Origin of the sequence: Janthinobacterium aestuarii (assembly GCF_046113285.1) — a bacterium.
Lineage (GTDB): Bacteria > Pseudomonadota > Gammaproteobacteria > Burkholderiales > Burkholderiaceae_D > Janthinobacterium.
Genome location: NZ_CP142524.1, coordinates 2,717,102 through 2,739,557, shown reverse-complemented (window position 1 = coordinate 2,739,557; position 22,456 = coordinate 2,717,102). Strand labels below are relative to the sequence as shown.

Sequence of the window (22,456 nt, the reverse complement as noted above, 5' to 3'; positions counted from 1 at the left end):
ATGATTGCAGCAGAAGAGGCCGTCGCGCAGACACAGCTACTCGAAGATGTCATCGCCACCGCGCAGCGACTAGTGAAGGCAGAGAAGGATTCGTCGAAGATTACCCCCTCCTACATCGCTGCCAAGGTGAAGTTGGCAGCGGCGATGTTCGCTACCGATCCACCTATCCCTTTGGACGAAGCCAAAGTAGTTGCCACTCTAATCCAACGGTTCAGTCATCGGATGGGCAAGGCAACTACCCTCGTCGACATCGCGGGGCACTTCGATTGGTTGAATGCCGCCCGCAAGAAAGAATGGCATTACTGGCGACGCTACCGCGACTATCAGGAGTCCAAATTGTCAGACGTGGTCGTCGATGGACTAGACGAAGCGACTGATGACATTCTCGGGCTCCTCGAAGATCCTCTGCGAACCGATTCCTGGGATCGACGGGGGCTCGTCGTGGGGCATGTGCAATCAGGGAAGACCAGCAACTACACGGGCTTGATCAATAAGGCTGCAGACGCCGGCTACAAGATCATCATTGTGCTGGCAGGCATGCACAACAACCTGCGCTCACAGACCCAGATGCGTCTCGAGGAAGGCTTCCTGGGATACGAAACAACGGCAGACCGCGACGCTGGCGCGGCCATCGGCGTGGCTGCGTATGGAGAGGACCTGAAAACAAACTCAGCGACGACCAGGGCAGAAAATGGCGATTTCAGCAAAGCCATCGCAAAACATTTTAATGGTATTTCCCCTGAAGAGCGACCTTGGATCTTCGTGGTTAAGAAGCAAAAAACTGTGCTGACAGAGCTCCTTAAATGGATTCAAGCACGCGTAGCCGATTCACCAAGCTCAATGCCCAATTGGAAATTGGTCACCAAGCTGCCGCTCCTGATGATCGACGACGAAGCTGACAACGCCTCGGTGGATACAGGCGAACAGGCTTTCAACGATGATGGGACCCCTGACGAGGAGCATCAGCCAAAAACCATCAACAGCCTGATCCGCCAACTGCTCCACTCCTTTACTCGCAAGGCCTACGTGGGATACACAGCCACGCCATTCGCCAACATCTACATTCACCACAAGGGCGCCACAGCCAAGGAAGGACCCGACCTCTTTCCAAAAGCTTTCATTATCAATCTAGCCGCTCCATCGAACTACGTCGGCCCCGCCCGCATGTTTGGCAAACTGACCAAGGATGGCCGCCTGGGAGCTCTTCCGCTTTCGCGCACCATCTTGGACCACTATGATCCCGAGTCTGAATCGGGATGGATGCCACCTAAACACAAGAAGACGCATATCCCGCTTCACAATGGCCAGGAGACGATACCACTATCCCTGCGCAATGCCATCCACTCTTTCGTGCTTGTCTGTGCAGCCCGAGAATTGCGCGGCCAAGGGGCGGATCACAGCTCCATGCTGATTCACGTCACTCGATATGTAGCCGTCCAAGACCATGTGCGCGAGCAAGTAGAGGAAACAGTGCGCCGGATGCGCCAGAAGATCACCCGTGGCAGCGACGCTAATGAACTGCTAGCGCAAATGCGCAAGCTCTGGGACGAGGACTTCATCCCCACACGAGACATGGTCGCAGAGCTCTCTCCCGCCGAGGAGCGCCCTCCTGAACTACCTTCATGGGGTGAAGTGGTGGCAAAGCTGCCTGATGTGCTTGGCGACATCGCCGTTCGCTCCATCAATGGAACGGCCAAAGACGCCTTGGACTATGCAACGCCAGGCGCAGCGCTCAAGGTAATAGCCATCGGTGGCGATAAGCTCGCACGGGGCCTGACCCTTGAAGGCCTTTGCGTTAGTTACTTCGTTCGCACGACAAAGATGTATGACACGCTGATGCAAATGGGCCGTTGGTTCGGCTATAGGCCAGGCTATTTGGACCTCTGCCGACTCTACACTTCGCCGGATTTGATAAAGTGGTTCGGCCACATAGCCGACGCGTCCGAAGAGCTGCGAGAAGAATTCGACTTTATGGCGAAGGCAAAGCTCACGCCCGAGCAATACGGCCTCAAGGTCATGTCACATGAAACGCTCATCGTGACCTCGCCCATGAAAATGCGTAACGCTGAGACACTTTCCCTGACTTACAGTGGCACCCGGCCTCAAACTATCACATTTCATCGGGATGCCAAGATTCAGAAGGCAAACCTCGCGGCAGCCGACACATTGATCGCCTCTCTCGGGACAGAGTTCATCTCTGCACCGAAATATCCACGCGAAAGCGAAGCCGACTCGTGGCCGGGAGCCCGCTTGTGGAAAAACGTGGAAGCGTCAAATGTGCTTGCATTCTTGGGCACCTATATAACCCATCCAAATGCCAACAGCGCTAAGGCGGGAGTGCTCGGGGACTTCATCACCAAGATGCTGGATATTGGCAAATTGAAACAATGGAGCGTCGCGCTTTTAACCGGCGGTGATGGTGTTGGCGAAAAGCATATTTTCCCTGGTGACTTTGTAGTCGATTCGTTCCAAACACGCAAGACCGAGGATCCAGTCCCACCGAGTATTAAGGACCCGGCCATGTTCAGCATCGGCGTCCTGATCGATCCAAAGGACGAGGGCATTGACCTCGATGACGACGCGTGGAGAGATGCGCTCGCGCGCACCCGCGCGGCATGGAAACCTGAACCCGCCCGAGGCCGCGTTACGCTACCATCCAGCCCCAGTGGCAAAGGCATTCGCGAGGCGCGAGACAGGCTTGGGGGCGATATCGATCGCGGCCTTTTACTGCTCTACTCACTTGCTCCCTATTACAAGGGCAAGGAAAAGCTTCCCGAAAACCTCATCGTGCCTGGCTGGGACAAACCCATCATGGCTTTCGCCATCGCGTTCCCCGCTAGCGAAAATGGGATTCGCGTGGAATATGAAGTGAACCTCCTCTATTGGACACAGCAATATGGCCCGACCGAGTAACGAATTTATCATGGCATGGTCGTCGCTTACTGGCGCCGACATCGAGCCCGGATGGCAGGCTATCTCCTTGCCTTCGGCCGGACAGCTTCAAGTGCGTGCCGGCCGCCGCTCGCCTGACAACACTGAGGCAGTGTTGATAGGATTTCCCACCGTGCGGCTCGCCGCAGCCGATAAACTCCCCGAAGGCCAAGGCTTCTCGGTCGAACGGGCCGACCCAGAAGGCAGCGGCAAGCTTTGGCTTGCCTTGACACGAAAGTCTGCGGGTAGCGCGGAGCTCTTCGCGGCCATGGCGTGCGATGTAGTCGGAGCTCTAGATGACACTGTAATGGCCGGTGCCGACGAAAATAAACTCCTGCGAGTCTTCACAGGGCGCGTAGGGGCTTGGCAGGAATTCATGCGCAAAGGAACGCAAGTTCTCACCCCAGAATCCGAGATCGGCTTAATTGGCGAGCTCACGCTACTACGCGCCATCGTCAACGCTGGCATCCCTTCGGCGCTAGCCATTGAATCATGGGTTGGCCCACTCGACGGAATACAGGACTTCGAGTTGGGCACCGGCGCGCTGGAGGTTAAAACCACACTGTCAGCGGCAGGCTTCACCGCCAAGATCGGCTCGCTCGATCAACTCGACGACTCGACGCGGCAACCTCTATTTGTGGCCGGCACTCGGCTCCGGCAAACCGAGAGCGGCCAGAACCTGCCGGAGATAGTCGATGCTATGCGATTGACAATACGGGGCGATGCCGAGGCGGAACGGCTCTTTACTGAGCGCCTGCTCGCTGCTGGCTACATCGACGCACACGCTGAGCGCTATCCACGGCGATTTGAGCAAGCAGAAACGCGCATTATCGAAGTAACTAGCGACTTCCCACGCCTAACCTTGGGATATGTGCCTGCGGGTATCATGAAGGCTATGTATGAAATTGACCTCGAGAAGGTGCCTGGCGAAAACGTTGGCACAGAGGGCGCATTAAGAAAATTGGGAGCAATTTAAGTATGAATTTGACTGAATTCCTGTGCGAGACGCAGGCCACCGTCCGCTCGCAAATGCGTGACGGCGCGTTATACGAAGAATTGGTATTCGCGGGTATCGTAATGGACCACATGTCGGAAATAGGCATGACGTTCGAACCTGTCGAATGCCATTTTGAAGGCAAAGTGGGCAATGCGAATTTAAGGCTCAGCGGCTATTCCGTGTCGGAAGATAGCGACCAACTCGACCTGTTCGTCAGCCTATACGCCAACGTCGATATCCCCACGCCGATCCCGGATTCCGAGACGAAGACCGCTGTCGAGCAGTGTCTGCGCTTTCTGACACTATGCGCCGAAGGCAAGATGGCTCCGAAACTCGATCCCTCAAGCGACGTGCGTTCGCTCGCGGAGACACTGCACGGCATCTACAACGACTTGGAGCAAATCCGCGTATACGTCATCACCGATAAGGTCGCCAAATCCAAAAGCTTCAAGACGCGCGACATAGGCGGCAAGGCCGTGCGTCTCGAAGTCATGGACATCGAACGGCTTCATCGCCATTGGTCCGAGGGGAAACCTCGCGACGAGCTGGTCGTGGATTTCAACGAGGTCTCCGGCGGGCCTCTTCCCTGCGTCTTCGTGCCTGGTGAAAACGATGACTACGACTACGCGCTTACAGCCGTCCCCGGCGAGGCTCTCCGACTGCTCTATGAGAAGTTCGGCGCTCGGTTACTTGAAGCCAACGTCCGCTCATTCCTTAGCGTCAAAGGAAAAGGAGTCAATGCCGGCATTCAAACCACTTTGCGTTCAGCGCCTGAGCGGTTCATGGCCTATAACAATGGCATCGTAATCGTGGCCGATGAAATGCGCTTGGGCAAAAATGGCGACGGCGCGACGGGAATAGCGTGGCTTAAAGGGCTTCAGATCGTCAACGGTGGCCAAACGACTGCCTCGCTCTATTTCACCAAGAAAAAATATCCCGACACCGATTTGAGCCATGTCAGAGTTCCGGCCAAGATTATCGTGATGAAGACCCAGGACTCAACCAAAGAGGAGGCGCTGGTCTCAGATATATCGCGCTTCGCCAACAGTCAGAATGCAGTCAAGCAGTCGGATCTCTCGGCGAACAAGCCCTTCCACGTCGAAATCGAAAAGCTCTCTCGTTCGGTATACTGCCCGGACGGTGTCGGCCAGTGGTTCTACGAGCGCGCGGCTGGTAGCTATAACACCCTGCTAACCCGTGAAGGCACAACACCAGCAAAACTAAAAGCGCTAAAGGATGCGATTCCGACGGCGCGGCGCATCACCAAAACCGATTTGGCAAAATACATCACTGCGTGGGACCGCAAACCGGATGTCGTTAGTCTAGGGTCTCAAAAGAACTTCGACCGCTTCATGGCTGCCCTCACTTCCTCCGATGGCCAAGAGGTGCCTGTGCCAACAGTTCCAGAGTTCAAGGCCATGATCGCAAAAGCCAAAATTTACCGAGACTCCCAAAAACTTTTGCGCCCAATGTTTCAAGCATTTCAGGCCAACGTTACTGCGTATACGGTCTCACTGCTATCGGAAAAACTTGGGTCCCGCATGGATCTCGACCGCATTTGGGCAAAGCAAGCAGTTTCCTCTGAGCTTCTTTCGCAGATTGCAGTTTGGTCCAAGGAAGTCAACGATGTGCTACATTCCTCGGCCGGTGGTCGCATGGTTTCTGAATGGGCCAAGCGGCCAGAATGCAAAGAAGCAGTGATGAGCGCCAGCTATTCGATAGCCGCGTCCAACATACCAGAGATCAAGGCGGGGTAGGATGTCCATGATGGAGGCAATTGGCATGTGGGGATCGGCGCATGGCTGACATCGTGCCACCATCGGTCAGAAGTCGAATGATGTCCGGCATCAAGGGTAAGAACTCTCAGCCCGAGATGCTGGTCAGGCGTATGTTATTTGCCGCTGGATTCAGATTTCGGCTGCACCGACGCGATTTGCCAGGCACGCCCGACATTGTCATGCCAAGCCGAAAGATCGCCATATTTGTGCATGGCTGCTTTTGGCACGCTCACAAGGAATGCAAGTATTTTAAAATTCCGGCTACGCGGCCTGACTTCTGGGTTGAGAAACTGCAAGCCAATGTCGATCGAGACCAACGAGCCTTTGATGCGCTAACAGCCATGGGTTGGCGGGTTTTGTGTGTTTGGGAATGTGCCACTCGCGATCGAGAGACAGTCAAAACATTGTCCGACAGAATCACAGCATGGATCAACCAAGACACCCCGTGCGGGGAAATTGGTCGAGGGTGAGTAAGCCACCGAATCGTTTTTCTTATGTCAATGGCTTACTCTTCACGGGAAGCTAAGAATTTATAGATAACCTTTGCTATTTTTCGCGCCAATAAAGGAGGGACCGCATTTCCGATCTGTCCATACTGCTCTGTCCTGTTTCCTTCAAAGAAGTAATTATCCGGGAATGTTTGCAATCTTGCCGCCTCACGAACTGTGAGGCTTCGGCATTGGGCAGGATCAGGATGTATGTAGTAATGGCCATCCTTTTTGATGTGGGCCACAACTGTAGATGAAGGCGCACCGCCAAGCTGGACCCTAAATCGATCTGCAAAAGGAATACTCTCCTTTTCGGCATTCATATGGTCAGGCATAAGTTTGGGTGGGAAGTCATACAGTGTAGGCGCATAACCTCTTTCTTTTGCGAAACAAGCCGCAAATAGGTAGCGATGCAAATCCGAGCGCATATGGCTGCGCGTTTCGTGTTGTAGCACTCCACCTAGCCGGCTATCCAGATACCAAGCGCGCAACTCTTTGGGCATTTCTACGCCCGGAGTCACTACCATAGGGATAAACGTTCCTCCCGAGGATGGTAATTTCTCTGCGGCCTCGACTGCGTTCTTCATCCGCGTTTCAATCTGGGTTCGTAAAGGCAAGCGCCACAAATTCAAACTCAATGGAGCTACTTTCATAACCCCGAGCCACGTCTTGTGCGAATCCGGTTCTTTGGAGATTCGACTACGCAGTGGCGGCAGACCCGACAATGCGGCATTTACGCTCGGCCTTGGAAAGGTTTTTCGTAACAAGAATCGTCGTGGATTCCTCATAAGTTCTGGTGTAGCCTCAACAACATCGGACCTGATGCCAAACAGAATCACACGGTGGCGGCTTTGTGGGATGCCATAATCGTCCGATTCAATTACGTAATCCCGCGGCTTCAGTTCATTGCCATCCACAACCAAAGAGCGAATCTGATAGCTGAGACCATTTTTGGGCGCGGACAAGTCGGCCAAAATGCGTTCAAAAATCTTGGACTCGCCATGCTTGGAACTAAGCATCCCCTTGACGTTTTCCATGACAAAGACCGATGGCTCAAATTCCTGAATGATCCGAAGATACTCTGTATACAGAAAATGCCTCTTATCGCTCTCAAACGCTTCCGGGTCCTTCCCCCTAAGGCGCGAGCGTCCAGCCATCGAGTAAGCCTGGCATGGCGGCCCGCCGATCAACACCCAATTTCTCTTGCCGCCTATACCTTCTTTTATCCAAGCATCAATAGTTTCATGGGGTGTCGCGCCTAACTCTGCACAGCGAGCCTCTTTCGAGGCTTCTTCCGCAGCGTCTTTAATCTCCGGGTGGCTCAAAAATTCTTCGCGAGTCATGCCCCCACTGACATACTCGTAATAGCTAGCAGGCGCATTGCCTTTGGGAAATTTCCGGAACAACGCCCTCAACATCAAAGTTCGATGGGCAACCGGGTCTTTTTCGATGGAAACCTTAACGCCGAATCTTGGAAACCCATTTTCGTCCACAATGGAAGAAAATCCCTCACAAAGACCACCCGGACCGGCAAACAAGTCGATAACGGGAATTTTGCTACGCTGTGCCATCAATTTTTTCTTCATATCATTATTCCAGGGATCACTCAGACCCCCGATAGAACGGCGAATACTACAACCGCTACGTCACCACTCAAAACTTTTCAAAACCCATCATTTTATCTCATATCAATCACAACGTCGCGAACGATGTGGAGGCCAAAACATCGATGATGCCTCACAGAAACATAACCAATATGCAAAAGTAAAAAAGTAGCCTTTGCTCGCCTTAAGTTATTAGATCTATAATTTTTTGTCGTATTCGGCGCCCTATTCCTTATGGCTCTCTATGGTAGTCATCTGCCTATCCAAACCAAGCATGTATTCCGCCATCAAGTCAGCTTCCTTCACCACTGACTTGATGGCCATCGGGTCAGCGCTCACAGCCTTGATTCAGTGCTGGAAGTAGGCCGCGAGGTTATCAATTTGACGTTGGGACATTGGCACACCTATCTCTGCACTGCGTCGCCGCGGGCCGGGCCAACTACGTGTGACTGTCGGGGGACATTGAATGAAACCGCAGAAAAAATTCATACCCACAAGAATTCTTAGCGCATAGATATTTTCATGAGAGCAATATTAGTAGGTTAAAATCATTCTTTTCGCTTGGCGAATCGTGTCCCGATTTTTAAGAGCGCCTATTGTGATTCGTGCAACCCCGAAGGAAGACATGGCTCCGTCCAACATGCAGCTCAAGCAACAACGACTCGACGCGTTGTTCGAAGAATGCCAACAGCACGTCTTCTCCCAGATTATCGGCCCATTCGGGCTATCGCCGGCCATGTTCGTCGACAAGGCCGGCGGCAATGTCACCACGGTCCAGAATTTCGAGAAAGGCATCGTCGCCACCGAAAGCGACAAGGCCTTGCACGACTCACTCACAGAGGCGTATGACCGGAGCAAGTATGAGCTGTCCCAAAAAGAATGGGCCGTAAAGCGTGATGAGCGGATCGCGCGTGGCGTGGATGAATACACCAATGAAGCGCTTTCGGCCAAACCAGAACTCGACCATTTCATCCCGATAAAAGAGGTAGCAACGAACGCAAAAATGCATTTGGCTCTCGGGGAAGTCAAAGACGGCAAGGTCTCGGTCGAGAAGATCAAGGCACTGGTTAATGACGACGTGAATTTGGCCGTCACGGACATATCCATCAATCGTTCCAAGAAGGACCACGACGCGAAAGAATGGAGCGAGAAGGTGTCGACAGCGGACGCGGAAAAAAGCAACGCCGAACGCTTCGCGATCGACCCCGACGCAGTGGCTAAGAAGCACGCCGAATCCAAAGAGAAATTCGACGGTGAGACAAACTCCGCCATGTTCAAAAAACAGGGTGGCGAGCTTCTCAAAACTGGGGGCAAGCAAGCCTTGGCCATGGGCCTGAGGCAATCTCTAGGCATCCTGCTAACTGAGCTAGTCAACGGGCTGTTCAACGAATTCAAAATCATGATTAAGGAAGGCTTCGCGCTCGCGGAGAATATGTTAACGGACATCGGAGAGCGGCTTGGACGAGTCGCTCGCTCAGTAACGAAGAAGCTGCCAGACGCATTCAGTGCGCTCTTCGAAGGCGGCGCCAGCGGCTTCATGAGCAATCTGCTGACCTTTGTGATCAACTCCTTCGTCAGCACGGGCGAAAAGCTGGTTCGGGTGATACGCGACGGCCTGCTGGGTCTTTTCAAAGCCTTCAAGCTAATCGCTTTTCCTCCCAAGCACATAAGCCAAAGCGATGCTGCCCAACAAGGTTTGAAGATCTTGACGACTGTCGTCATCACGTCGTTGGGCGTCATAATCGAACAAAGTGCAATCACCTTCATGGCCACGATACCATTCCTTAAGCCCTTGGCGGACATTGTCGCGCCGGTGCTGGTCGGGATCATGGTGGGCCTGCTTTCAGCCGTGGTGGCATATCAGATCGACCGGCTGTTCGACGCGTGCACCAATGCTGGCGACGAGCGCCGCCTCGATGAGTTAATTGAGGACTCGCAGCGCATGGAAGCGTTTGCCACCGCAATGGAGGAACAGATCGGCTTCTCGCTAGCGAACCTCAACAACTACGCGACATCCATCGAGCTTTACAAGGATATCGGAGCGTCCTTCGGATCCGCAAGCAACGACGCTAATCTCATGCGGCTGAGCTTGGAAGCGAGCAATGCGGAGATGGCGCTCCAAATCGAAAGCACGACGGCGACGGTGGCTTACATCGAATCCTCGCAGCTCGAAATCGAACGCTTCTTGAAACATATGTGATTCGATCTACCTAGTCACCAAATCACTGAAACGCCTCAGAAAAAATCTCCAATGCAAACATCATCCGCTCCATCCACGCCACCGTCCGACAGTGCCTATGAATCTACTACTCCTAGGACTGACCTCGCTCTGAGCGAAATGCAAATCGTCGAAGCGTTTTCGAATGTCACGGTGCCAGAGGATATTTTAAGGAACAGCAACGTTCCGCAAATGGTCGAGGACATGAGGTCCACGAAAAAGCGTTTGGAAACCTCGGAGGAGAGGTTGAGCCAACTCCGCAGAGAGAAAAACGACGGCAATTTCATCTCGAACATATGGAATGACCGAAGCGATCAGATCGACGACGCCAAGGACAACGTGAACAATGAGTTCCGAAAGCTCGGCGTGCTCTCCTCAAATCTCCTGATACTTAATACGGCCATGGCCAAGATCATGAATGGTCAGCAAAAGGCATTGCAAGGTCAACAGATTGCGCTAGACCACCAAGCCAGCGACATCAAGAAGCAGAACAGCAACATCAAAGAACACCAAGAGCTTCATGCGAACACGCTACGCGAATTTAGCAAAGTGGTCGACTCATTGAAAGAAACCAAAAGTCTGACGCAGGCTCAAGCGATCGACCTTATTAAATGCGCGCAAAAGCTGGCTGAATCCGAGAAGGCTATGATTAAATCCCATGAGCTCCTCATAGACAAAGTCGAGGAGCGGCTGCGACTTATGTCTGGCGACTGGACAGAAATTATAGCCAACCGGCTTGCTCAATTCGACCAAGTCCATATGGCTATCGAAATGCGCGTAGCGGAGCGTTTGGCCATGAGCGAAACCACCGCACGAGATAAGTTTGTAGAAGCGGAGGCTTTGCAGCATAAACTCGATGTGAAACTCGAAATGATGGCCGAGCGCGAAGCCGGACTTTCACGAGCTCTCGAAACGCAGCGTAAAGGCATCCGCACGCATCAGATTATCCTCGCACTGGAAGGCGTGGCAATTGTCGCGTTTTTTATTTGGATGGCTATTGGCCAGCGCATTCTTCCGTCATAACCGGCGCTAAGTAACGGTTTAAAAACTTTATAGCAACTTTCAGGTCAAAGCATCTTTGATGTTTTGGAGTGATTGACGATGTGGACGCAAGAGAATCGAAGCCGGCATCAGCAGGTGAGGACGGCACTTAAACGTGGCTATCCCACAGATGTGAAAGATGAAGAGTGGCGTCTGATCGCACCGCTGCTGCCAAGGCAAGCGAAGACGGGAAGACCTCGCAAAACGGATTTGCGCACGGTGATCAATGCGCTGCGTTACATGGTACGGTCCGGATGCGAGTGGCGCATGCTGCCAAATGATTTCCCGCCGTATCAGACGGTTTATTACTGGTTTCGGCGGCTGATGCGGCGCATGCTGTTTCGTACCATTCATGACTTGGCGCTGATGCTCGATCGTATGTGCAATGAACGGGAGGTGCTGCCGAGTGCCGGTGTTGTCGATAGCCAGAGCGTGAAAGCGCCAGGGGCACGAACAAGAGGCTATGACGCCCACAAGAAACTCAGCGGGCGCAAACGCCATATCGCGGTCGACACGGACGGTCGCTTACTGGCGATGAACCTGACCCCAGCCGATATTGCCGACTCCACTGGTGCTCAGATGGTGCTCGACGGCCTGATTAAACGCTGGCCATGGGTGAAGCATCTGTTTGGGGATGCGGCATATGACCGCAAACAGTTGATGGACAAGGCTGCGTTTCTTGACTTCACGGTGGAAGTCGTGCGGCGCCTGCAAGGGCAGCAAGGTTTCGCTGTTCAACCCAGGCGCTGGGTGGTCGAGCGAACGTTTGCATGGCTGATGCGTTACCGGCGCTTGGTGCGCGACTACGAGCAGCGCCTTGATGTTTCGGAAAATATGATTTACCTGGCCATGGGTTCGTTGCTGCTGCGTCGACTAAATTTCCGCTAAGTTATTAAACCGTTCCTAAGGGGTCTCAATAAGGTTAACAACACAAATACATCGGCTCTGTTCAGGTTAAGAGTGGATAGTGAAAGTGCAGAAGGCATGATAGATTTGGGGAGTTAATAAGGATGGTCATGACAAAAATGGCTTGGCGCCATGCGTCGGAACGATAAGCCGGCTGATAATGCCCGCCGTCGTGATCGCCGGCGTCAACGCCTACACGCGTCGGCCGGGATCGCCATGCGGGCGAACGTCTCCATGCCAAGCGAGGCGAGCGCACCGCTGTGGTAGTGGCGCTGCGGCGACTGCTCGTAGAGGTAGCCGATCCCAGGCCTTTTGCCGCATGAGCATCCAAACACTAGACGCAGGGATGGCATGGACAAGGACGGCTCAGCGGAGTTCTTCGAAAACAACATCGCTGGAAGTTGGTTCGGCCTCGCGACGTCAATTTTCGTGAGGCACCCACAAGTCAAATGACAAATGCCGTGATAGACGCCGCGCCCCTTAGACGCTGTGGTTGACGATGTAACTGGCCCGTTCGTAGAGCTCGTCGAATGTGATGATCTCGGGCCATACCGTGTTGCGGCGATAGAGCTCAAACGACCGGTATTGGTCTGCATTGACCCCGTGCTCGCCCATGAATTCGCTCAGGCTACCTATCACCAAAAACGAGCGTGGCTGGAAGTTGAAAGCCTCTTCGCCCGTCGGCGCGCCATGCTCATCCTTGCCGACAAATTTGTTTCCAATCTGCTCGACGGCCCCTTGGACTGTTCCCTGCACTTGAGCGACCGCCCCGACAAGCTCTGCCGAGGGTGCCCAGCATCCAACGCGATACGGTTTGTTGGACAACAGTTTGGTGGTGTGGATTTTTATCTCTACAAAGCAAAGGCTTGATATCAACCCGCGCGTCTTCATCAACGCATCCACTCTCTTTCCATGCGAGGCGACCGAGTGGCCTTGGACGACGCTTTCAAGCTTCTTGTCGTCGAGCGACGATAGGAACAAGTAGCCAAGGCCATATCCGAAGAACCACGTGTTCTTCTCAAAGAACCTTTGCCAAAGAGCCTCTCCATTGCATCCCTTGAACTCCTCGGCATGCACGAAATATTCAGGCTCATTGAGCAGACGCGCATACGCCGCTAGCTGCTCTTTGCGGTAGGCGATGGCGACAATATCTTCCTTGGTTATTTTGGTGCGGAGAACTTCGGCGAGTATATCTGGATTGTCTGTAAGCAGTTTGGTCGCTTGGCGCTCGGAAAGAATGAATCGACGAAGCTCGTCATCCGTGATGTTGACCCCGTGGTCATGATGGAAAATGTATTCTTGGATGTGCTTAGCGAACTCCAAGAATTTGGTGATCTCGTCGCCGATCAGGGCGAAGTTTGACTTGTGCGGAGAGCCAGTCGCTTCGGTGTAGGATTGGAGATTGAGCACGCTAACAGTGCGAGAGTCCTCGAAGAACGTCGCTTTGACTATCCGCTTCCCGCCCTCCTTCTGCCGAAGGAGTATCTCTTTTTTTACCGTGGCAAAGATCAACTCGTTGCCAGAGGCGTCGAAAGCCTTCGATGCGATGCGAACCTTGCGCTCCTTGTCGCTAAAGCCTTGCAGGGCTCGACTCATGTAAGTTTTGTCGGAGCGCTTGTTGATGTCGTAGTCTGAGTCGTCCATCGTTTCTCTCCGCGCGTCGATTCACCACCACTAGATAGGATGGCGGCGATGACGCCACTGTGGGTGGCGGCCGGGCTAGGACCTATTATTCGTCGGCGGTCATTGGCTAGCGCTTTTCAAGCATGGCCAACATGTAGGCCGAAACCGTTCCGACGACTTCTATGCTGGCCTTTGCCTCGTGTTTGGACAGGCTTGCTGGATCTGGCCGGCCATGGCCCGTTCCCTGTTTGTTGCGCAAGCGGTTCACCGCGCAAGCCGATTGGAACATGGCGCGCTCAAGTCCGCGAACAGACTCTTCGCCAGGCTGGGCGGGCAATTCGGGGACGGCCATTCCCAATGCCATGAATGCCATGCCCAACAGCATTTGGAAGTTTGCGCCGGTGGCGGGGTAGTTTCCATTGATCGTTTGCAGAACGTGCGCGGCGGTCGCCTCCATCAAATCCTTGCCGGTCCCCGCGACTAAAGCCGCGTCCTCCGCACCTCGCTGCGCGCGCGCAGCATACGCCTTCAATGCCGCCGTCATCTCGGCGCCTTTAAGCGCGCTGAGAACCTTGGGGGCGACGGTGCCATCCGAAGACAGCACGAAGCCCTCAACCTCGAAGGCGGCGGCGAGATTCGCGATGGCCTCTTTGCCGACATAATTTGGCGATGCCTCTCGGAAACCGCCGCACGAGCGCACTTTTGAGATTAACGCTTCAATCAGCTTGGCGCCGGCGGCCTCGTCCTCGGCCAGCGCGTGCGTCAAAATTGTGCGGACCCTCTTGGCCTTGCCCACGGGTCCTTGGCGCGCCGGATCTGCGTGCAACAGTCTGGCGCTGCCGACGTAGAACTCGATGTCGGAGTGGGTGGGTTCGCGATAGACGCCTCCGCTCTTGGAGTCGTCGATCAGCTTCGATACAGACCCAATGATGGCGTCGTTGATTGGCAATGACATGTATTTACTTGGATGTTGCCAAGCCCACTGTTGTTGATCAATATATATTTATAAATAATAGTAGTTTATAGTCGTGTATTCATGCAACTACTGTTGAAGAGCGTCATGTAGTTGCCGAAATCCAAGTGAGCTAGAGTTTCAGGGGGATGCGCCATGCGCCATCGGCCGCCCTTGGTAACTTTTTTGGCCGACAACCCGTCGACAATTTGAGAAGGAACCGCAGATGAAATTGATTCGCGCGCGCGTGCAAAATTATCGATCCGTTGAAGACAGTGAAGAGTTTGAAATCGGGGACTTGACCTGTTTGGTAGGCAAGAACGAAGCGGGAAAGACGACGCTTCTCAACGCGTTACGAGGTATCAAGCCCGCCCAGCCGTTTATCTACGACAAGGTGACGGATTATCCGCGTCGATTCTCAGCGCGATTCGATGAGCGCCATCCTGATGGAAAATCGGAGGTGGTGGAAACGTTGTGGCTTCTCGATCGCACCGATTTGGATGTTGTTGAGCAGCGTTTCGGCCCGAAAGCGCTGAGTGGGAACACTTTCACAGTCAAATTTGGATTTGGATACGAGCGACGAACTTGGACCTTGGAAGTCAACGCCGCCAAGTGCCTGTCGCATCTCATCAAACATCATGCCCTTGATGACACGGAGCGGGCGGTGCTTCTCGATGCGAAAGATGCGCGCCAAGCGGAAGAGGTCTTATCCAATTTGCCTGACCGAACTGCCGCGCAGGAAGAACTGTTTCAAGACATCAGAAGCTGTCGCGATCTGAACTTCACTTTGGCTGTCTACGATTTGCTTGGACCGAGGATGCCGAAATTTTTCTTCACGTCGCATTTCGAACGGATGTCTGGCGAGATATCAATAGAGCAGTTGCAACTTGATCGCCAGGCAGGAGAGCTGAAGCCTGGCGATCAGATTTTCTTAGACTTTCTCGCCTATGCGGGGACGACGCCCGAAGAGCTCGCGGCGGCGGACAAGCGGGAAGCGTTAAAGGCCCAATGTGAGGCCGCAGGCAACGATATCACCGAAGAAATATTTCAGTTTTGGAGTCAGAACAACGCGCTGGAGGTGGTGATTGATTTTGATGCCGGCAGACCCGGTGATAAACCTCCATTCAACGCAGGCACTGTGGCGCAGGTGCGGATCAAAAACACCCATCACAAAGCGACGCTGCCGTTATCCGAGCGTAGCTCTGGCTTCGTTTGGTTCTTCTCCTTTTTGGCGCAATTCAAGCAACTCAAAAAGACCAACCCCAACGCCATCATATTGCTTGATGAACCTGGTCTGACGCTTCATGGCAAAGCCCAAGGGGATCTGCTGCGCTACATCGTCGAACGGCTTCTTCCCGAACACCAGGTCATTTTTACCACCCATTCGCCGTTCATGGTTCCAATAGGCCGGTTGGCCGATGTTCGGATTGTCGAGGACGTTGTCGAGGGCGACGGCCCGAGGCCTTTGGTGAAGGGAACCAAAGTGCGGTCGGATGTGCTCGAGGTCACAGGCGACACGCTTTTCCCACTCCAAGGCGCCTTGGGATACGAGGTGAGCCAGACGTTGTTCATCGCCCCAAACACTTGGCTTGTCGAAGGACCTTCGGACATCATCTATTTGCAGGTTCTGTCCCAAGCGTTGAAGAAGCGCAACCGCGAAGGCATGAGCGAGAAGTGGGTGGTGTGCCCAACCGGCGGGATCGACAAAATCGCGCCATTCATTCGCCTCTTCGGTGGAAACAAAATAAACGTCGCCGTGCTGTCCGACATTGGCAAGGGCGAAGTGGGCAAGATCGACAAGCTCAAAAAGTCGGACATCATGAAGGCCGGGCAGTTCTTCACCATCGCGGATTTCCTCGACCAAGCAGAGGCTGACATCGAAGATATTTTCGCCACGGAGCTTTTTGTCGACTTGCTGAATCAAGCATACAAGCCTCCACACACGCATACCGTGACATTTGAGTCGCTTGCCGCCGCAGACGAAACGACGCCGCGCTCAGTCAAAAAAGCGGAAGCGCTGTTCAAACTCATGCCGGAAGGCGTTCCTGAGTTCGACCATTTCAGTCCCGCGCGTTGGTTGCTCCAAAATCCCAACGTGTTGGATGGCGACTCAGCGCAGGTTTTGACTACGCTAGCGCGCGCCGAAAAGATCTTTTCGACATACAACCAGATGCTTAATTAGAATGCCAGAGCCAGTCGATAGAGTCGCGAGGTGGAGCAAAGCGGCGCCTTGCATATATTGACAAGCGTGATTGACGGCGCATCGCTGCGCCTAAACTGGCTAGTGGTTTGATACTGTGGCGAGAATGCTATCGTTGTAATGTTTCGAATCTGGCAGAACCGTTGAACCTAAAGGCAAAAATGCAGCTTTGGACATGCGGGTGCTGGGCTCAAGAGGACGTGCCACAAAGTGTATTACTTTTAGCCTCGGCAAAAGGCTTTAAAAATTGCATGAGTGATCACAGATACAGAGGCAACATCTGATAGCACGCTCGTCACCGCCAGCTTAACAGTCGTTAGCATTTCAGTTCTTATCAAATGAGGGTCCTGAAAGCAAGGCACAGCCGCTAACAATTGCGATCATATTCCACGATCCATTCCTTGTGCACCTCCATGGAGATCATTTGTTTTTCCAACCCAAGCATGTATTCCGCCATTAGCTCGGCATCCTTGGCTGCTGAGAAGATAGTCATCGGGTCAGTGCTCACAGCCTTGATCCAGTGCTTGAGGTAGGCCGCGTGGTTGTCGATGTGACTTTGGGACATTGGCACGCCTGTCTCGGCCGCCAGGATCGCCGAGCAGATCTCCGCCCTCAGCTCTTCCACGGCATAGGCCTCGTCGCCCCAACGCTTGGCGATCGCTTCCTGCCGGTCCAGCCGCTTCTTGTGCAGCGTGCTGTGCGCCCCCTCGTGAAGGGCCGTCGCATAGTAGTCATAGACGCTATGGAACGACTTTTTGGCCGGCAGACGTATTTCATCCAAGGCCGGCACGTAGCATGCATCAGTGCCACCATGAACGACGAGCAAGCCCGTCTTTTCTTTGAGAGCCTGGATCACCGCCTCCGCACGGACGACAGGATCGAACAGCTTTTCAGATGGGGCTTCAAGAGATGGCACGCCATCCATTTGCTGAGCATTGAAAACGACGTATCGGCGCAGCGCGAAAGCCTTGCGCTCGGCCTCACCTGCCTGCGCATTCCGCGCGCCTGAAAGTCCACCGCCCCCGCCTGCCCCTCCACTTCGCCCTCCACTTCGCCCTCCACTTCGCCCTCCACTTCGCCCTCCACTTCCACTTCCGGCATTTGCATTGGCATTGGCATTGGCATTAGCATTGGCATTAGATCTGACGCTGCCGGCATGCTGCCGATTGCCGGCCGAAGAGCTTTGATGTGCATCCGGGCTCGCAGATTTCCCGACTTCAACCAACTTCACGATCGGTATCCCTTTCTCGCCACGCCTGACCTGCCAGCCATTTGCTTGCGCCTGCTGATAGGTTGCCCACCGAGGATCGGAGCGTCCCTCAGCATCAAGACAGCTCCCCAAAGCAAGCAGCAGCCTATTTATGCCTCGATATCCGTTATTCGTGGCGAGATTCACTGGCCTGAGAGCTTGCGCCGCCCAAGGTCTTTGCCAGGGGGTATTCCCGTTCTTCATCGCTTCAATCAGTGTGAGAGCGATCTCAGATTTCACGTCTGCTTTATTTCCAACATTTTCGCCTGCAGAGCGAGCATGTCCGTTAAATTGCACAGCTGGGTTTTCGACACGCATGTCTAACCTCTTATTTTTGCCACTATGAAGACCTGATCAGTTCGTCCCCCCCCCCTACATTACAAAGACCTATTGGGGATCAATATCCTGATAGCCACCCTTCTGGTCCTGGGAAAACGCGCGCGGCGCTAGGCTTGCCCTACAAATTCTTTGATGAACTCGATCCATATGCGCCTGGTCCGTTAGCATTTTTCGGATCACATTTGCCAGTTCCCGCGACAAGCTGGCTCGCTCCACACAGCCACGTTCCTTTAACCTGCTGTGCAAGTAAACGCAAAGTTCCAGCTTTACAAAAAGCATCCCCGCGTATTTTTCCTTGTCAGCTTGCTGATCTTGAATGCAGATCTTTCGAAATTTAGTATTGAGCTCGTCAATGGGGGCTTCCTCTTCAATAGGGGCTTCAATGGGTGCGCCAATACCTGCTCGGTCACTTGAAGACGCCAAATCCTGGTCGTTGCCCAAGTCCCCAACAAGGTCGACATCCAGATCAGCTAGGACCACGTCTTCGTTAGCAATGGCTTGAGTGGCTAATGAGGCACCTCGTGGGCTTTCGCGCACCTCCGTAAGGCACAGCCTATTGATGATGAAACCCGAGCAATTGAAACCGTTTTCTCGTATTGAGTTCATTTTTTTCATCAAACCTCCCATACAGCATGTTTTCGACATCCAACACCTGGCTTCTTGCTCCGTCCCTGCCCTCCCACCGCCTTCGCCGCTGATGCTGGCCACGTCCCCGCAGCATTCCTTGCGGCCCTTGCCGGCAGCATTGGAGATGCTTCTTCCGTTTAGCTATGCACGGACTGCTTTGGCGCGTGGTTATTCGCCGATTGCTTGCTAGGAAATTGGCAAGACTGCGACGAACGGCCGCCGCCATCGTTCGACTAAAGATGCAAATTAATCAATCATTGAGCGCATCGCTCCTCGTATCGCCAGTCTTTTTGGATGCCTTCTTTTTTTTAAGCTCAAGAGCTTCGTTAAGCATTGCTGACAGCTCCTCCACGCTGGGCAAGTCGTGCAAATCGCTGGGCAGCTCACTGCGCACCGGCTCAATTTTGGTCAATGGCGCAAGTTCCGGGCGAAAATCTGTCCTCGATGCTGGCGAGTCAACGCTGGCTCCAAGTGGAACACGGGAAAAAGCGAACGAGCCAGACGAATCGGGATAAAAAGTGTTTGGCTCAGTGTGCCCGGCTGGAATTAGAGCCGTGCTTGCTGCTGGCACTGCTGATGCAGGAGCTGCCACTGAGGTTGTGCTAGAGATTGGAGCTGCCTTTGCGGCTGGCGATATTGTTGCAACTGGGGTTGCGGCTAGGGTTTCTGCTGGGATTGGAGCTGCGGCTAGGGTTGATGCTGCGATCGGGGCCGGGGAGGACGCCGCAGGGCTGCCAACAAAGCCCGCACCTCGGCTGACATCTTGAGTCCATGCAGCCGGCACGTGAGCAGCCCGCGCCTTTTTCATCTTGTAATGGGGCCAGAACAGCTCGTATGCTTGGCCACCGGTAAAGAGCGCCAGGCGAACACCTTTGCCATCGGGGGTTGGGCCGAGGCGGGAACCCAGCTCCGATGGCTTGTAAATTGCAATCTCGTCACGCGCGAACGAAAGCGTCGTCGAGCTGCCTGAGCCACTCGCGCCGCTGCCACCGTAGGAAATATTTGAGCGCTCGACCTCTCGGGAGCCCAAGGCCTTGCACATTTGCTCCGCGGTGTCTCCCTGCATGAGCTGCCCCACTAGGACGGTGCCGGCCATCGACACCATCGCCTTCACCATGAGCGCGCCATGGATCTCCTCCAGCTGCGCCAAGTCTTGGCAGGCCAGGATGCAGCGCACGCCTCGCGAGCGGCCGACCTCCAAAAGCGGCCGGATCGGAACCTTGCCCATCTGCGCCGACTCGTCCGCGATGATCCACAGCTTGCGGCTCTCGTCGTCATCCATCTCCACGCTGTTCACAATCGCAGAGACGGTGCCAATGATTCCCTCCAAATAGCCCTTGGTGAGCTCCGGATAGGCGCCATGCCCTTGAAGAATGATTTGCCGGCGCACGCCCCGGGAATGTTTCCCGCTACTTCTACGGCCACCTTCCCGCTCAACTTCACCGGCTCCTTTCGAGCTACCTTTCCGACGGGCATCCCCTTCAACTGCCTCCCCGCCCTTCCTTTTACCTTTCCGGCCCGCACCTCCCTCAACGGGCTCACCATCATCTATGGCGCCGCGACCTTCAATGGCCTCGCCAACATCATTGGCTGGTATCCCGCCATGCGCCCATTCCACAAAGCTGACACGGCGATCCTCCGGTGTTTCGCCCCAAGCCTCGGCCAGGTCAAAGATCGGCGCACAAAATGAAGACAGATTGATCAAAATGCCCTGCGTGGTGACGGATGCCCTCTCCACCGACCGCATTGCCTCTGGATGGCACGCCTCCATGATTTGCAGAATATTGGCCTGCGGGATGGACATCATCTCTGCCAGCTCGCGCCATCCCCACCCATTCCCTCGCGTCGTCTTCAAATAGATCATGAAGCCGACAACGATCTGCCGCGCCGCGTTGGACCACATCGGATCTTGGGCCTCCCTGATCATGGCCGCGGCAAAGCGCCGCATGTCCCCGATGTTCCGCATGTCCTTCGCGATGTCCCACGCCAGGGACCGGGCATCCCACGGCGCCATGATCTCGGGTTCGCCAAAGCCCTTTGTGAACTCTCCCTTCGGATCGAAAAGGAGCAGGCTCTCGCCCGCCTCGATCACCGCTTGGATCATCGGCTTGAGCACCGTCGATTTGCCAGAGCCCACGCCTCCCACCACCAGGACGTGCCTAGTCCACATGTCAGCTGGATAAGGCACGTCCGGGGCAATCGGATGATCAGGCCGGCGCTTGACCCGGTCCGCGAGCATCAGATTCAGCGCCTCGACCGCTTGGGCGCCAACATGGCGCGCCGATCCTCTCAGCACAAGCAGGCCATTGCGCGGAGCGAGGTAGATTTTCGCCAGAAACACCGCGGGCAGGCACGCGACCCACAGCGCAAACATCAAGCGAGAGATCAGAGCAACCCTCTCCCCCGCAGACAGCGATTCCAGAAATTGGGCATAGCTGCGGGCCGCATCTGAAAATGCCCAGCTCCAAACGCCATGCAGGGCCGAGCGAATCAGATAGCTGAAGTGCAGCGAGATGGAGCCCGGAGGGTCATTCAGCCAAGGCAGCGCCCGCCAAGACAACATCAGCGCCAAAATCCCGAGAAAAGCTCCAAGCGTCGCGCTGGCGCCGATCCATCCCACCACATTCACCCGCCCCACTGATGGCGCGGCGGGGGCTGAAATGCCCCAGTCAAATTCGGTCCGACCACGGTCGTTGTTCATCGCTTCTCCCTATGCCAATAACAGCACTGCGAAGGAGAATTGGCTTCCGACATGGACGTTGACCAGCTTGACGAGCGGCCGGCGCCGCCGTTGGTCAGCCAAACAAATCCGGCTAGGCAGAAGTCGCTTTCAGTTTGCAGACCAAGGCAGGAAGACAACTACTCGGAGGAAGCAAATGACAGCAATGACGCAATATGGAACACCGGAAGAAACAATGCTCGCCTACGCCAACATCAGCGCTCGCGAAAAACAGATCTTGCTAGGGGTGGCGCGGAAATACATACAGGGAACCCATTTCTCCGAGCCGCTGGACCTCATGCATGAAGCCCTATTCCTGACATTGGATCAGCGCCGCCGCTGGCCCAAGAGCGTCATTTTTGAGATCTACATGGTCATGACCATGCGCAGCATTGCCGGAGCTGATCGAAACAAGCAATCAACCCGAACGGCTTCTGGCATTTCCATCGAGGACATTATCGAATGGTCATTCGAGGGGGAAAACTTTCACATCTCCGCCGAGGAGAAGGTCTTGCAAGCCGAGGCCCGATTGGCAAACAGCATCTCCATCAAAACGATACTGGGCCAGCTTCGAGCCAGCGCCGACATTGTCGCCGGAGACGTTCTCGCATGCCTTCTGTCGGACATGCCCGCGAGAGAAATTAGATCCTCACTAGGGCTGACCGTTGCCGCATACGACGCGGCAAGAAAACGGGTCTTGCGAAAGTTTAAAAAGTCGGAGAGACTCTGATCCGGCTATGACGGCGGAAGCACTCTTCCTACCGCTCATGCCACGCTGAGATCG

15 protein-coding genes are annotated in these 22,456 nt (G+C 54.5%); 9 read left to right on the top strand and 6 right to left on the bottom strand.

Translation table 11 applies throughout. The features are described from left to right. From OX462_RS12250 to OX462_RS12235, 4 genes are read left to right on the top strand one after another with little or no spacing between them, the layout of a single operon-like run. Positions 1-2,913, top strand: a complete 2,913-nt coding sequence (locus OX462_RS12250) for a Z1 domain-containing protein (RefSeq protein WP_409028526.1) — start codon at positions 1-3, stop codon at positions 2,911-2,913. A gap of 10 nt (positions 2,914-2,923) precedes the next feature. Continuing rightward, positions 2,924-3,907, top strand: coding sequence for a PD-(D/E)XK motif protein (locus tag OX462_RS12245; protein ID WP_409028525.1), 984 nt, complete (start codon positions 2,924-2,926; stop codon positions 3,905-3,907). Positions 3,908-3,909: 2 nt separating this feature from the next. Further along, positions 3,910-5,685: an AIPR family protein gene (locus OX462_RS12240; RefSeq protein WP_409028524.1), complete on the top strand. Its 1,776-nt coding sequence runs from the start codon at positions 3,910-3,912 to the stop codon at positions 5,683-5,685. 41 nt (positions 5,686-5,726) lie between these two features. After that, on the top strand, positions 5,727-6,176 hold the full coding sequence (locus OX462_RS12235; RefSeq protein WP_101481601.1) for a very short patch repair endonuclease: 450 nt from the start codon (positions 5,727-5,729) through the stop codon (positions 6,174-6,176). Between the two features lie 35 nt (positions 6,177-6,211). Here OX462_RS12235 and OX462_RS12230 read toward each other — a convergent pair whose 3' ends face one another. Beyond that, positions 6,212-7,780: a DNA cytosine methyltransferase gene (locus tag OX462_RS12230; protein WP_409028523.1), complete on the bottom strand. Its 1,569-nt coding sequence runs from the start codon at positions 7,778-7,780 to the stop codon at positions 6,212-6,214. 643 nt (positions 7,781-8,423) lie between these two features. Between OX462_RS12230 and OX462_RS12225 the strand changes: the two genes are divergently transcribed. The 3 genes from OX462_RS12225 (at position 8,424) to OX462_RS12215 (ending at position 11,945) form a co-directional block, all read left to right on the top strand. Next, positions 8,424-9,998, top strand: coding sequence for a hypothetical protein (locus tag OX462_RS12225; RefSeq protein WP_409028522.1), 1,575 nt, complete (start codon positions 8,424-8,426; stop codon positions 9,996-9,998). A gap of 138 nt (positions 9,999-10,136) precedes the next feature. Next, positions 10,137-11,039, top strand: a complete 903-nt coding sequence (locus OX462_RS12220) for a hypothetical protein (protein WP_101481603.1) — start codon at positions 10,137-10,139, stop codon at positions 11,037-11,039. Between the two features lie 78 nt (positions 11,040-11,117). Then, positions 11,118-11,945: an IS5 family transposase gene (locus tag OX462_RS12215; RefSeq protein ID WP_070308615.1), complete on the top strand. Its 828-nt coding sequence runs from the start codon at positions 11,118-11,120 to the stop codon at positions 11,943-11,945. A 498-nt stretch (positions 11,946-12,443) separates the two neighbouring features. Here the strand turns inward: OX462_RS12215 and OX462_RS12210 are convergent, their stop codons facing one another. Both OX462_RS12210 and OX462_RS12205 read right to left on the bottom strand, forming a co-directional pair. Further along, a complete protein-coding gene (locus OX462_RS12210) occupies positions 12,444-13,607 on the bottom strand; it encodes a Shedu immune nuclease family protein (RefSeq protein ID WP_409028521.1) in 1,164 nt (387 codons plus the stop codon). A gap of 106 nt (positions 13,608-13,713) precedes the next feature. Further along, on the bottom strand, positions 13,714-14,541 hold the full coding sequence (locus OX462_RS12205) for an abortive infection family protein (protein ID WP_101481605.1): 828 nt from the start codon (positions 14,539-14,541) through the stop codon (positions 13,714-13,716). Between the two features lie 223 nt (positions 14,542-14,764). Here OX462_RS12205 and OX462_RS12200 point away from each other — a divergent pair, with 223 nt between their 5' ends. Continuing rightward, entirely contained in the window at positions 14,765-16,720 is a 1,956-nt protein-coding gene (locus tag OX462_RS12200; RefSeq protein WP_409028520.1) for an AAA family ATPase, read from the top strand. 385 nt (positions 16,721-17,105) lie between these two features. On the opposite strand, the gene OX462_RS12195 is transcribed toward OX462_RS12200, so the two are convergent. The 3 genes from OX462_RS12195 to OX462_RS12185 all read right to left on the bottom strand — a co-directional run bounded on the left by OX462_RS12195 (position 17,106) and on the right by OX462_RS12185 (position 21,654). Further along, positions 17,106-18,305, bottom strand: a complete 1,200-nt coding sequence (locus OX462_RS12195; RefSeq protein WP_409028519.1) for an ArdC family protein — start codon at positions 18,303-18,305, stop codon at positions 17,106-17,108. Between the two features lie 69 nt (positions 18,306-18,374). Continuing rightward, a complete protein-coding gene (locus OX462_RS12190) occupies positions 18,375-18,941 on the bottom strand; it encodes a hypothetical protein (RefSeq protein WP_409028518.1) in 567 nt (188 codons plus the stop codon). Between the two features lie 262 nt (positions 18,942-19,203). Beyond that, positions 19,204-21,654, bottom strand: coding sequence for a type IV secretion system DNA-binding domain-containing protein (locus OX462_RS12185; protein WP_409028517.1), 2,451 nt, complete (start codon positions 21,652-21,654; stop codon positions 19,204-19,206). Positions 21,655-21,829: 175 nt separating this feature from the next. Between OX462_RS12185 and OX462_RS12180 the strand changes: the two genes are divergently transcribed. Beyond that, entirely contained in the window at positions 21,830-22,402 is a 573-nt protein-coding gene (locus tag OX462_RS12180; protein WP_409028516.1) for a hypothetical protein, read from the top strand. Positions 22,403-22,456 lie beyond the last annotated feature (54 nt).